We start from the raw sequence: 13,159 nt of genomic DNA on the forward strand, positions 1-13,159 counted from the left end.
TATTTAATCCAGATTTAAAATCACATTTTGATAATAGTATCAATTTTTGGTTGTCTATATTGGTGTGTTTAAATGTTTTTATATTTTTCCGTACTTGTTTAAAAATATTTAAGTCTTGGGTTAGATACGATTTGTTTTTTGTTTTAGGATTTTTAATACTTCATTTTCAGATTCCCTTTTTAGCCTCAATTGGAATCGAACCAGAAAATCCAGACTTTATATGGATAAATAAAAAGGTGGTAAACTATGCAACTTGGTTGAGTACATTATGTATATTATTTTGGATTCTTGGGTTTTTAATTAATGCTAGGAAAAAATATAAATTTCATTGTGTTTCAAAGATTGATAAGTATCGTATTGAATCTAAATGGTTAGACAAAGGATTAGTTATCTTTTTTGTTTTATTTTTATTAGTAGTTGGTAATAGTTTTTTGAGTGGAAGTTATAATGTTGATGAGTGGGGAACTGGAGCTACATATATATTTTTATTGTTGAAGGTGATAATTTTTTTAAAAATTATATACTTTTATAGAAACCTCGGAAATATCAAACGTAATAGGCAGGAGATTATTAGTTATTTATTAAATAATAAAGTCTTTATCGGGATTTTAGTTTTATATACATATCTGTTTCTTGTTACTGGAGATAGAGGACCGGTTTTACAAATAGCTTCAATTAATATAGTCGCTTATACTTTATTCTATAAGCATATTAAAGGACGCACATTGATAGTTTTCTTCTTTATAGGCGCAGTATTGTTTGGAATATTAAGAGAAGGTAGAACAAGAGATGCCAGTGAACGTTCAGGTAATATTTTTAGTGAAGGATACGAAGCTTACTTGGAACAAAAATTTAACCCTACAGAGGAATTTGCTAGTAGTGTTCGAATTTTATACAGAGCTTTAGATGTTGTTCCAGAACAACATCCTTATTTATATGGGACAACTTTAATTTCAAATACAGTAGATGTAATACCTTTTAGTTCTGTTTTTTATGATATACCTATAATGTATAGGAGTTCTACCTTATTTTTTACTGTCCTTGGTCAAGGTGAATATTATTCTTATGGAGAGGGGTCTGAAATCATTGCAGATCTTTATATCAATTTAGGGCCATATTTAACTATTTTAGTCTTTTTTATATTCGGGTATTTCATTTCTTTTTTAACATTTGATGCTCACTATAATAAGAACCACATTTCTGTAATTATATATTTGGTTTTGATAACAGTCGCTTTTTATATTAATAGATCTACTTTTTTAAATCCATTAAAAATAATTGTGTATACTATTATAATAGATAAATTGTTTTCTAAACAAATTAAAATAGAATAATGAATTGCGTTTTTTTTGTAACGGGATTAGATTCAGGAGGAATAGAAAACTATTTACTTAGATTTCTCACCTATAAAGCTGAGAGCTTTGACCAAATATATGTCTTTTGTAAAGGGGGAAAGGCAGGACAGTTAGAAATGAAGTACAAAGCTATTCCGAATGTAATTATTCATGTGAAGAAAATAAGCTTCTTTAATCCAAAAGATTATATATATATTTATAAATTCTTTAAAAAGTACAATATAGATGTTGTATGTGATTTTACAGGTAATTTTGCTGGAGTGATATTGCTTACTGCAAAGTGGGCTGGAGTGAATAAAAGAATTTCATTTTATAGAGGTGCAACCAATCATTTTAAAGAAACAAAATTTAGATTGTTTTATAATAATTTTGTACAAAAAATGACTTATCAATACGCTACAGATATATTATCAAACTCTATAGCGGCATTTGACTACTTTTATCCTAACCAATGGAAAACAGACAGTCGATTTGCTGTGATTTATAATGGAATTGACAGTAGGCCATTTATAGAGGAAGATAAAACACTCCGAGAAGAATTAAATATTCCATCGAGTGCCTTTGTAATAGGACATACAGGTCGTTTTAATGAAGCTAAAAATCATCATACAATTATTGAGGTTGCTACCCTAATTTGTAAAAAATATGATGATATTTACTTTTTACTTTGTGGTAATGACGTAAAAGATAATTTGGAAGCTCAGGTTATATCAAAACAGTTGCATGATAAAGTTATATTGTTAAATTATCGTTCAGACATACCTCGAGTTTTGAATACGATGGATGTATTTTTTTTTCCATCTTTAACCGAAGGACAACCAAATGCCTTAATTGAAGCAATGATTATGGGACTGCCATTTGTAGCCTCAGATATAGCCCCAATACAAGAAACCGTTGCAAATAACACTCAATTATTTGAGCCTAAAGATGTTGATGCATTTGTCAAGGCGTTAGAAGACTTATATTTAATGAGGGCTAAAAGAGATCACAATTTAAAAGAAAATACAATGATGAAGTTTGACTACAAGATGAGGTTTGATGAATTTTATAATAAACTGTTATGAGTGAAACGGGTAGAGAAAAGTTTAAAAGAAATAAGAGGATATTAAATGTTTTAGTAAAGCTCTTTACGTTTTTACCTAAATCATTTTTATTATTTATTTGGAACTGTACTGCAAATCATTCACAAATTCTATTTGTCGGGTTGAGATATATTATCTTAAAAGCAAGGATTAAATCTTGTGGAGATAACGTAAAAATAGGTACAAATGTCCAAATTTTAGGTTGGGAAAAATTATCAATTGGTACTAATGTTAGTATACACAGTAATTGTTATATTGATGCTAATGGGGAAATTGAAATTGGAAATAATGTTTCAGTGGCTCATAATTCTACAATTTTATCAACTAATCATGATTGGAAAGATAAAACTACTCCGATAAAGTATAATCCCGTTACTTATGGGAAAGTTACAATTTTTGATGATGTCTGGATTGGGTGTGGTTGTAGAATACTGGCAGGAGTTCACATTCAGAATAGAGCAATTATTGCAGCTGGTGCTGTTGTCAATAAAGATGTTGATTCAAATGTAATTGTTGGTGGGATACCAGCGAAAGTAATAAAAGAGATATGACAATATTGTTTATACACGATCATCCTTTTTATAGCAGTCAAGAGATTATTTATAGTGGAGGTGGTTTACCCTCTATTATATGGAAGAATTATTTAATTAATTTTGATAAAGTTATTGTTTATGGTCGGTTTAGTGATAATGAAAAAGACAAAAAAGTAGAGTCTTCTACAAAAAACGTCTCTTTTTATCTAACTAAAAATTATTCTTCAGCTATTGACGCTATAAAGAATTATCGAAAAATTAAACAAGAACTTAAAGTTTTAATTGAAAAAGCAGATGTGGTTTTAGTTCGTTTACCTAGTGTTTTAGGATTTATAGCAGCTGAATTAGCTTTTAAAATGAATAAAAAGGTATGGGTAGAACAAGTAGGAAATGCAAAGGAGGCACTTGGAAGCCATGGTTCTTTATTAGGTAAAGTTGCAGCTCCTCTCTTTGAATACCAAAATAAAAAAGTAGTAAAACGAGCAGATTTTGTAAGTTATGTTACCGAAAATAAACTTCAAAAAGATTACCCCACCCAGCCACAAGCAATAACTGTTGCTTTATCAGATGTCATAATCAATTCTATATTAGAAAAACAAAGCTTAAATCAAGAACGATTTTTTGGAAACATATTCAGAATTGGACTTATCGGAGGATTTGATGCAAAGTATAAAGGACAAGATGTTTTGTTAAAGGCAATCTCTTTATTAGAAGAAAATATAAAATCAAATATTAAAATTAGTTTAGTAGGCAAGGGTGATTTTTCATGGGTTTTAGATTTAGCGAGACGTTTAAACCTAAATGAAAATATTGAATATATTGGAAGGTTAGAAGCAGGAAATCAAATTAATGATTTTTTAAGTACATTGTCTTTATACGTTCAGCCTTCTCTAACAGAAGGGATGCCACGTGCCACCATTGAGGCTATGGCAATGGGATGTCCAGTTATCGGTAGTAATGTAGGAGGAATTCCTGATATAGTTTCAAAGAAATTTGTTCATCAGCGAGGTAATGCACAAGAATTGTCCAATCATATAAAACAATTGTATTTAGATAGAGAAATTTTGATTCAAGAAAGTACTTCAAGTTTAAAAAAAGCTGTTCCGTATTTAAAGGAAAATCTTGACAAAAAAAGACAAGAATTTTATTCTTTAATGAATGAAAGACTAATAGATGAATAAACCCAAACTCATCCGCATCACAACCGTTCCGGTTTCTTTAAAAACACTTTTAAAGGGGCAGCATCGCTTTATGTCCGAAAGTGGTTTTGACGTGGTTATAAAAAATCATTTTTTAGTGAATTTTACATAAATAATCGGTTTTATTTCGATTATCTAAACATATTTTACTATTTTTGCTTGGTGTTTTAATTCGTTTATATTTGGTAAAGTAATATACAAAATACATAAATGATAAATTTAGCCCGTTTTGGAAACATTCCTGTAGAGTATGCTACTTTGACTTCTGTATTGGACGGATACCGTTCTGCAAAAGACAAAATTGCCTCTTTGGAAAAAGGCGACCAACTGATACGGCTCAAAAAAGGTTTGTATGTGGTAGCTCCCAAAGTGAGTAAAAGCGAAATTTCACGTGAGCTGATAGCCAATCATCTGTACGGACCATCCTATATATCGCTCGAAAGTGCTTTGTCTTATTACGGATTGATTCCTGAAAGAGTGTATAACGTTCGTTCGGTAACAACAAAACGAGCCAAGCAATACACCACTCCTTTAGGAGAATTTGATTATCGGACAGTTCCAGAAAATTATTTTTCGATAGGTATCCAACAAGAAGAAACCAAGAGTAAAAGCATATTTCTGATAGCTTCTCCCGAAAAAGCATTGTGTGATATGATACTGCTTACTTCGGGATTGAGGTTACAGTCTGTAAAAGCAGTAAAAACGTATTTGGAAGAAAATTTAAGGATAGATTTGTTTGAAAAAAAAGTTTGGAATACCGAAATTGTCCGTGAATGTATCGAAAAAGGAAAGAAAAAAACAGAACTGACACAACTTTTAAAATTGCTGGAAAATGAGTAACACTGTATTTGACCAAATGCTGTCTCGATATACCATACAAACAGAGAATGACCGCATCAATGCGTTGCACGAAGTGATGCAGCAGGTTACTTTGGCAGGATTGTATAGGGCAGGATTTTTCAATAAAACTGCTTTTTACGGAGGCACTTGTTTAAGGATTTTTCACGGATTGCCTCGTTTTTCAGAAGATTTGGATTTTTCCCTATTGCAACCCGAAAGTGATTTTTCTTTGGAAAATTATTTTGAAGCAGTCATTGACGAATTTAAGGCATTAGGCAGGGAAGTAGTTATTTCAAGAAAAGAGAAAAAAAATCTATCACAGGTAGAATCTGCTTTTTTGAAAGATACAACCGAAATTTATAATTTGAGCTTTCAAACCACGCAAAGCATAAAAATCAAAATAGAAGTAGATACGCAACCTCCTTTGGGTTTTTCAACTGAACCAAAATTATTGTTGTTGCCTTTTTCTTTTATGGTCAGATGCTATACGCTTCCTGATTTGTTTGCGGGAAAAACACACGCTTTGTTGTTCAGAAACTGGAAAAACAGGGTGAAAGGGCGAGACTGGTATGATTTTGAATGGTACGTGCGAAATGATATTCCGTTGGGATTTGAGCATTTTTCACAAAGAGCAGCACAAACACATAATTTCACTAAAGAAACACTTACTCCTCCTATATTCAAAGAAATGCTTAAAAAAAGAATTTCTGAAACAGACATTAATTTGGTTAAAAACGATGTACGTCCGTTTATAAAAAATCAATCAGAAACCGACATTTGGACAACAGACTATTTTCTGCAATTAGTTGATTTTATAAAAATTAAGTTATGACTCAATCAAAACTCATCCGTATTACAACCGTTCCGGTTTCTTTAAAAACGCTTTTAAAGGGACAGCATCGTTTTATGTCCGAAAATGGTTTTGAGGTGGTTGGAGTTTCAAGTAAAGGACAAGAGTTAGAAGACGTAAAAAATGATGAAAATATTAGGGTTGTAGCATTAGAGATGACTCGTACGATTTCTCCTTTTTCGGATTTAAAATCACTTTGGAATCTTTATAAATTATGTAAAAAAGAAAAACCGAATATTGTACATTCTCACACTCCAAAAGCAGGAATTATCGGAATGTTAGGAGCAAAATTAGCAGGAGTCCCGATTCGTTTGCATACGGTTGCAGGTTTACCTCTAATGGAAGAAAAAGGAATCAAAAGAAAAATTTTGGACTTTGTAGAAAAACTTACTTATGCTTGTGCTACAAAGGTTTATCCGAATTCGAAAGGTCTGTATGATTTTATTTTAGAAAATAAATTTACTTCAACAGAAAAGCTGAAAGTAATCGGTAAAGGCTCTTCAAACGGAATTGACACCACCTATTTCAATCCGAATCAAATATCAGAGGAACAAAAAGAAAATCTTAAAAAATCATTAGGCATACAACTCGAAGATTTTGTTTTTATTTTTGTAGGACGGATTGTAAAAGACAAAGGAATCAACGAATTGATAGGTGCTTTCTCAAAACTCAAAACTCAAAACTCAAAACTTCTTTTGGTTGGAAATTACGAAAGAGAGTTAGACCCATTACTACCTGAAACCGAAACAATTATCAAAACAAATCCAAATATTATTTCTGTAGGTTTTCAACCAGATGTAAGACCTTATTTTGCTGTTTCGGATTGTTTGGTTTTTCCGAGTTACCGAGAGGGATTTCCGAATGTAGTGATGCAAGCGGGAGCAATGGAATTACCGTGTATTGTTTCTAATATTAATGGTTGCAATGAAATTGTAGTAGAAGGAGAAAATGGAATGATTATTCCCGTTAAGGATTCAAGAGCTATATTGGATGCTATGAATACATTAATGAATAATCAGGCATATTATCAGCGATTGAAAACCAATGCACGTTCCATGATTCAATCTCGTTATGAACAACAAGTGGTTTGGAATGCCATTTTAGAAGAATATAATCATCTTTTAAGTAAGCTTAATTAACCATGTACAAAAACTATCTTAAACGCCTATTTGATTTTACAATTGCTTTGGTGGGACTAATTTGTTTATCGCCGATCTTTTTGGTGGTAACAATTGGATTATATTTTGCGAATCAAGGGAAACCCTTTTTCTTTCAAACTCGACCAGGTAAGAATGAGAAAGTCTTTAGGATTGTGAAGTTCAAAACCATGAACGACAAAAAGATAAAAACGGCGATTTATTGCCGGATGCGGAGCGCCTTACCGCGATAGGTAAATTTATCAGAAGAACCTCGCTCGACGAATTACCCCAACTCATCAATGTACTGAAAGGCGATATGAGCCTCATCGGCCCGCGACCTTTGCTCATGGAGTATCTGCCGCTTTACAGCAGGGAACAAGCGCGCCGCCATGAAGTAAGGCCGGGCATCACCGGCTGGGCTCAGGTCAACGGACGAAATGCCCTAAGCTGGGAGCAGAAATTCAAATATGATGTTTATTATGTCGATAATTGTAGTTTTGCCCTCGATCTCAAAGTTCTGATAAAAACAGCAGAAAAAGTTTTCATTTCCGAAGGTATCAGCCAATACGGCCATGCCACAGCCGAAAAATTTACCGGAACTATTCATGGAAAAGAATAATAAAATATGGATTTATGGCGCAAGTGGCCATGGTAAGGTTATCTATGATTGTTTGGTGGCCAGTGGACACGAAAATATCGGGTTTGTTGACGATGATCCGAAAAAAGTTGAAATTAATGGCTTAAAGATCCATAAAACAGATTTTATTAATCCAGATAACGAACAAATTATTATTGGTATAGGTGACAGCTTCATCCGCAGGAGGCTGGTTGAATCACATCTGTTTAAATACCACACGGTAATGCACCCAACAGCCACTTTATCACCATTTTCGTCAGTTGGAGAAGGATCTGTCCTGTTTCACCATTGCATCATTCAGTCAGGCACCATCATAGGCCGCCATTGTATTGTTAATACGGCCGCAAGCATCGATCATGATTGTGAAATTGGCGATTATGTGCACATTTCTCCAAATGCAACATTGTGTGGTGGCGTCACAATTGGTGAGGGAACCCATATTGGTGCTGGCGCCATAGTGATCCCGGGAGTTAAAATAGGCAAATGGGCTGTCATCGGTGCTGGAGCAGTGGTTACCTCAGATATTCCCGATAAAGTGGTCGTAGTGGGTATTCCTGCTCGTGTCAGTAAGCACATACCGGATTGAACCTCATAAAACCGATAAATAGAATTTGGATAAGAAATGCGGGCCTTGTGTTCGCTTTTCTGTTTTTAAATGTTTATTTATTTCTAAATGCGGGTTCCTGGCTAATCAGGTCAGATGAAGCTCCAAAATCGGATGTAGGTATTATCCTCATAGGTCGTTTGGTAGATCGGACTTTACTGGCCCATTCACTCCTCAAGCAATGTAAGATCAGTCGGATAGTAATGGTGAATGACGTGGTATATGACCGCAACATTCTTGATTCTATTGGGTTCAGGGCTCCGTCCCATGCGACGGTGTCGCGGGAGTTGTTGCTAGCGCTTGGTGTTGCGGACAGCCTCATTACAATTATTCCGGGCGATGCATCAAGTACCCGTCAGGAGGCAGGAGTTTTTGCTGAATATTTAAAATCCAACCAGCAAATTCACACTGTTTCCATTATCATTTCATCCTATCACTCCCGGCGTTCCTGGTAAATTTTTAATGACGTTTTACACGATCAAGAGCTAAATATTCAACGATCAGTGGCACACAATCCATACACAGGTTTCGATGCAAGATGCTGGTACAATAAAAGAGAGGACGCCAAGGTCGTTTTTCAGGAATACACCAAGCTAATTTTCTTTTTCCTTTTCGAAAAGTAAGAGTCAGTTTGAAAGCAATAGCCAAAGAACAATGACTGCGCAAATACTATCTCGTTGGGCTGGCAACGAAGCTCAATATAATAAATACCGCCCTGGAGTTCCTGTGAAGCTCAGGCAGATTCTGTTGCGCTATTTGCAATCCAAACAAATCGAGCTGGTTGTTGATCTGGGATGTGGAACGGGTAATTCAACACGTAGCTGGTCTTCTTGTGCAGACAAGGTTATCGGTATCGACCCCTCGGAAAATATGATCCGGATGGCGCTCCGGCGTACAAAAAACAAAAATGTAAACTATCGCATTGCTTATGGTCATCAGACTACCTTACCAGACGGGGTTGCTTCCCTGGTAACTGCATCTTCATCAATACATTGGATGGAGCCTGAAACCACACTCAGGGAAATAAAGCGCATACTTAAACCGTATGGGCTATTTGCGTTTTGGGGGCCATCACATCCTCCTGTCACCCCATTCATGCAGCTGGATCAGGCCTATGTTGATTTTGTTGCCGAAATAAACGCAAACAAACTATTGCTCACCATGCCACAACGCTGGAAATGGGAGACGATCCTCGAAACTATCAATAAAAATAATCTTTTTATCTTGCATAGGTATTTCAACCTTGAGGCCCAGATGCACTGGAACAAGAACGACTACAAAAACTGGCTCTTCACAACCAATGAAATTCCCGGCCTTTTGAATTCAGGACACGAAAAATTCAAAAAGGCTTTGGATCGATTCACCGACAGCATTGATAAATACCTTGGATTGGAAAAGCATCCGGTATTTTTCGTTTATAACATACATGCGTTCATGAACGATTCAGAACAGCTTGCTTAAAAAATGCAGCATAAGACAATCGTTCTGTGAAAAAAGCCATCGTTCTGGGAGGAGCCAGTTCGCACATTTCGTTACTCAGCAATCTGAGGGAGAGAGGATATGTTACCCAATTGGTGGATATCCACCCCAATCCCGTGGCTCGGGATTTTGCTGATGTTCATCACCAGATCAGTGCTATGGATGTTGATGCCATCCAAAAACTGGCAATTATGGAAAGGGCAGACCTTGTCATCAGTGCAAGCGGTGATCAGCTTAATCTGGTGGCCTGCCGGATTGCGCAAAAGATGGGCCTTCCGGCGCCTTACAACGTTGAAACGGCTTTGCTGGTGACGGATAAAGCGCTGATGAAGAATCGCATGGTGGAAGCCCGGGTTCCCACACCAGCTTTCATCGTAGCGCCTTTTGGAAGGGATATTGTTTTGGGTGGTTTAAAATTACCGCTGATTGTCAAGCCTGCGGACAGTTACGGATCGAAAGGGGTTCGGGTTGCATACTCATTGAGGCAATTGGAAGACTACATTGAATATGCCCGAACGTTAAGTAGTTTGAGGAAAGTTATCATCGAGGAGTTCATTGAAGGGCGTGAGATCGTCATAGATGCTTTTGTTGCAGAGGGTGTAATTCAGATAATATCCATTTATGAGAAATACAACATCTACAGCAATCAAACGGTAGTGCAATGCTTTAGATCCTTGCGCCCCCTTGCCCTGGAAGAATCTATGGTCGATAATCTTCATGATATTGCACAAAATCTTGTGAACGCCTTTGGCCTGCAAAACACCACCTTGTTCATTCAGACGATCGTGAAAAACAAAGAAATCTTTGTCATTGAATTCGGTGCCAGGGCGGCCGGTGGACTTGCCAGCCGCGCCACACAGCTGAGTACAGGATTCGATGCCATTGATGCAACCATCAATACTTATTTGGGGATAAATACCGCAGTTAATCTTAATCCCAATCCTGACTACATTTCTACCAACAGCATTTATTCGCTTCCCGATGTGTTTGATAAAGTGAAAGGTCAGGAAGAGCTGCTTGACAAAAAAATCATTGAGGAATTGGTAATCTATAAATCTCCGGGCATGCGGATATCTCCATATATGACCAGCGCCGACCGCGTAGCGGGTTTTATTGTAAAAGCGACGAACAAAGAGGATTTATCCGACAAAACTACGTTGGCAATCAATCATTTGCAGATTATGAATGATAAGGGTCAGGATATCATGATTCGGGATCTGTTCAATGGGATAAACGATAGCCATATTGTTTTGCCTCACTAAAATTAATTTCGTCTATCTTTAAAGAAATATCGCAAATAGGTATTAAATGAGCAGGGACCCCGAAAAAATACAAATGGCGGATCGTATATTAAAAATATTGATCAACAAACGCTTTAGATCAGGGCCTAAGCCCGACACCGAAGCCGGGGCCAATATCAAGAAAATGCTGTATAGAAGCATTGATGAAAATCAACCCATCCATCTTTTTCAGTTTTGGGGCGGATGCAAGAACCCTAATCTGCCGGGCCAACACGTTGATGATTGTGAAAGATTGACATTAGATAATCTCGCGAAAATCGCTTTGGCAGTCCATGAGATATACGAACCCGGTCTTAGGATTGGCATTTTCCCCGGTGATGAAAGGGTACATAAGGCAAATCTGATCCCAAAACAACACACCATTGATTATGTAAATGGATTGAAGCAATTGGCCGGTAATCATGGCGAAATCTTCCATGTCACGCCGGTATCGGCGCTTTACCGGCAATATGCCACTGACTTTGATGATTGTCTTTTGACAACGAATGCCAGAATTTCAAATGCCATTTATGATGACCCGAATTTTGATATACTGCTTCGGAATGCATCGAAAAATCTTTTCGGTGCTAATCAAATGTCTGCCGGGGAACTGTTACAAAAAAGTGCCGAAGCTGCCCGAACATACATTGTTTACCGTGTGGCTGAGGAACAGGCGGGCATCTATCGGGATTTTGAAAATTACATACGGTGTTCATTTATCAGATTTTCGCCCTTTTACCACTTTTACAGGCAGTTCATTTTAGATATCGATCTGATCCAGCCACCCTTAAAGGGTGTTCTGCACTTTTATACGGGAGGAAAAGGAAACATCACACAACCCTGGCAGGCCTGTGGGATCTCGAAGTCGATCAATAATGATCGTGTTGTCTTTTTAAGCCAGACAAGACGGAATCAATACTTGCCCCAAAACGAGGATAAACAAAGCGCGTTGTCCTCAACCAAAAACCCTCATCAGCACCTCTCCGATCCTTTCCCAATCGGTTTCGCTCAAATTGGAACCCGAAGGCAGGCATAATCCTTCATTAAAAGCTTCTCACTGACGCCGTCCCCGTAAAAAGGAACGTCTTCGAATACCGGCTGCAGGTGCATGGGTTTCCATAGAGGCCGCGATTCGATGTTTTCGGCCTCAAAGGCCAGCCGTAGTTTTTCCCGCGTGATGCCACGATTCTTCTCCGGATCGATAATCACCGTAGTCAGCCAGCGGTTCGAAAAATAGCCTTCCGGTTCAGGAAGCAGCTCCGCTGCATAGCCTCTGGCCTTAATATCCCCAAAAAGTTTACTGTATCGTTCAAAGTTTTCCCTGCGTGCCCTGATGCGCACGGGCAGCACCTCCATTTGTCCGCGGCCAATGCCGGCTACAATATTGCTCATGCGGTAGTTGTAGCCGATATGGCTGTGCTGGTAGTGAGGGGCAGGGTCGCGGGCCTGAGTGGCCAGAAAGCGGGCTTTGCTGATCATGGCCTCATCTTCCGACAATAAGGCGCCCCCACCACTGGTGGTGATGATCTTATTGCCGTTGAACGACAAAATATTGAGCCTGCCAAATGTGCCGCATTTTTTGCCCCGGATATGCGATCCCAGTGCCTCGGCCGCATCCTCAATCAGAGGAATATCGTACGATTCAGCAATCGCAGTAATGCGTTCCATCTGTGCCGGCATGCCGTAAAGGTCCACGGCAATGATGGCGGCGGGCTTCCTGCCTTTGCGCATACGGTCCTTTATGGCCACTTCAAGCGCATCAGGACAAATGTTCCAGGTTTTGGTTTCCGAGTCCACAAAAACGGGGATCGCACCCTGATAAACGATGGGATTGGCCGAAGCCGAAAAGGTGAAGCTTTGACAGATTACCTCATCGCCCGCCTTGACGCCCAGCAGAATCAGGGCCAGATGCAGGGCGGCTGTTCCGCTGCTGAGGGCCGCGGCGTGCTTGGCACCGGTATAGGCTTCCAGATCGCGCTCAAAACCGTCCACATTCGGACCAAGCGGCGCCACCCAGTTGGCTTCGAAGGCCTGTTGCACATAGGTGTTTTCTGTTCCGCCCATATGCGGACTCGATAACCAGATTTTCTGTTTCATCGGGCAAGGTTGGTAAATAATGCTGCAAAAGTAACAATCAGGCTTTATTTTTGCACACCAAATA

Annotated in this window: 12 protein-coding genes and 2 pseudogenes; 13 read left to right on the forward strand and 1 reads right to left on the reverse strand. The window is 37.9% G+C overall.

Annotated features, from left to right (window positions below):
- The 13 genes and pseudogenes from wzy to IPM52_10480 all read left to right on the forward strand — a co-directional run.
- On the forward strand, positions 1–1,334 hold a 1,334-nt coding region (wzy, locus tag IPM52_10420), incomplete at its 5' end, for an O-antigen polysaccharide polymerase Wzy (GenBank protein ID MBK9292024.1).
- Positions 1,334–2,419: a glycosyltransferase gene (locus tag IPM52_10425; GenBank protein ID MBK9292025.1), complete on the forward strand. Its 1,086-nt coding sequence runs from the start codon at positions 1,334–1,336 to the stop codon at positions 2,417–2,419. The genes wzy and IPM52_10425, both read left to right, overlap by 1 nt.
- Entirely contained in the window at positions 2,416–2,988 is a 573-nt protein-coding gene (locus tag IPM52_10430) for an acyltransferase (protein ID MBK9292026.1), read from the forward strand. Before IPM52_10425 ends, IPM52_10430 begins: the two co-directional genes overlap by 4 nt.
- Positions 2,985–4,151 carry a glycosyltransferase family 4 protein gene (locus IPM52_10435; protein MBK9292027.1) on the forward strand — a complete coding sequence of 389 codons (1,167 nt, stop codon included), beginning with the start codon at positions 2,985–2,987 and terminating at the stop codon, positions 4,149–4,151. The genes IPM52_10430 and IPM52_10435 overlap by 4 nt, the downstream gene beginning before the upstream one ends.
- 228 nt (positions 4,152–4,379) lie before the next feature.
- Entirely contained in the window at positions 4,380–5,009 is a 630-nt protein-coding gene (locus tag IPM52_10440) for a hypothetical protein (protein ID MBK9292028.1), read from the forward strand.
- Positions 5,002–5,841, forward strand: a complete 840-nt coding sequence (locus tag IPM52_10445; GenBank protein ID MBK9292029.1) for a nucleotidyl transferase AbiEii/AbiGii toxin family protein — start codon at positions 5,002–5,004, stop codon at positions 5,839–5,841. The genes IPM52_10440 and IPM52_10445 overlap by 8 nt, the downstream gene beginning before the upstream one ends.
- A 74-nt stretch (positions 5,842–5,915) precedes the next feature.
- Positions 5,916–6,998 carry a glycosyltransferase family 4 protein gene (locus IPM52_10450; GenBank protein ID MBK9292030.1) on the forward strand — a complete coding sequence of 361 codons (1,083 nt, stop codon included), beginning with the start codon at positions 5,916–5,918 and terminating at the stop codon, positions 6,996–6,998.
- A gap of 2 nt (positions 6,999–7,000) precedes the next feature.
- Positions 7,001–7,617: pseudogene (locus IPM52_10455) on the forward strand (sugar transferase).
- A gap of 4 nt (positions 7,618–7,621) precedes the next feature.
- The gene (locus IPM52_10460) at positions 7,622–8,221 is read left to right on the forward strand and encodes an acetyltransferase (GenBank protein MBK9292031.1); all 600 of its coding nucleotides are present in this window, start codon (positions 7,622–7,624) and stop codon (positions 8,219–8,221) included.
- A 47-nt stretch (positions 8,222–8,268) separates the two neighbouring features.
- Positions 8,269–8,694 (forward strand): YdcF family protein, encoded by a 426-nt coding sequence (locus IPM52_10465; protein ID MBK9292032.1) that lies wholly within the window; start codon positions 8,269–8,271, stop codon positions 8,692–8,694.
- A 199-nt stretch (positions 8,695–8,893) separates the two neighbouring features.
- Positions 8,894–9,700 carry a class I SAM-dependent methyltransferase gene (locus IPM52_10470; protein ID MBK9292033.1) on the forward strand — a complete coding sequence of 269 codons (807 nt, stop codon included), beginning with the start codon at positions 8,894–8,896 and terminating at the stop codon, positions 9,698–9,700.
- Between the two features lie 26 nt (positions 9,701–9,726).
- Positions 9,727–10,980, forward strand: coding sequence for an ATP-grasp domain-containing protein (locus IPM52_10475; GenBank protein MBK9292034.1), 1,254 nt, complete (start codon positions 9,727–9,729; stop codon positions 10,978–10,980).
- A 46-nt stretch (positions 10,981–11,026) separates the two neighbouring features.
- Positions 11,027–12,034, forward strand: coding sequence for a hypothetical protein (locus IPM52_10480; GenBank protein MBK9292035.1), 1,008 nt, complete (start codon positions 11,027–11,029; stop codon positions 12,032–12,034).
- On the opposite strand, the pseudogene IPM52_10485 reads toward IPM52_10480, so the two are convergent.
- A pseudogene (locus IPM52_10485) lies at positions 11,954–13,095 on the reverse strand (DegT/DnrJ/EryC1/StrS family aminotransferase). The gene IPM52_10480 and the pseudogene IPM52_10485 sit on opposite strands and share 81 nt — an antisense overlap.
- Between the last annotated feature and the right edge of the window lie 64 nt (positions 13,096–13,159).

The organism is Bacteroidota bacterium, assembly GCA_016715945.1.
GTDB lineage: Bacteria > Bacteroidota > Bacteroidia > Bacteroidales > F082 > JALNZU01.

What these genes read in the sequence shown, in the direction of transcription:
- IPM52_10425 (MBK9292025.1), top strand. Translation starts at nt 1,334, where the DNA reads ATGAATTGCGTTTTTTTTGTAACGGGATTAGATTCAGGAGGAATAGAA.
- IPM52_10430 (MBK9292026.1), top strand. Translation starts at nt 2,416, where the DNA reads ATGAGTGAAACGGGTAGAGAAAAGTTTAAAAGAAATAAGAGGATATTA.
- IPM52_10435 (MBK9292027.1), top strand. Translation starts at nt 2,985, where the DNA reads ATGACAATATTGTTTATACACGATCATCCTTTTTATAGCAGTCAAGAG.
- IPM52_10440 (MBK9292028.1), top strand. Translation starts at nt 4,380, where the DNA reads ATGATAAATTTAGCCCGTTTTGGAAACATTCCTGTAGAGTATGCTACT.
- IPM52_10445 (MBK9292029.1), top strand. Translation starts at nt 5,002, where the DNA reads ATGAGTAACACTGTATTTGACCAAATGCTGTCTCGATATACCATACAA.
- IPM52_10450 (MBK9292030.1), top strand. Translation starts at nt 5,916, where the DNA reads ATGTCCGAAAATGGTTTTGAGGTGGTTGGAGTTTCAAGTAAAGGACAA.
- IPM52_10470 (MBK9292033.1), top strand. Translation starts at nt 8,894, where the DNA reads ATGACTGCGCAAATACTATCTCGTTGGGCTGGCAACGAAGCTCAATAT.
- IPM52_10480 (MBK9292035.1), top strand. Translation starts at nt 11,027, where the DNA reads ATGAGCAGGGACCCCGAAAAAATACAAATGGCGGATCGTATATTAAAA.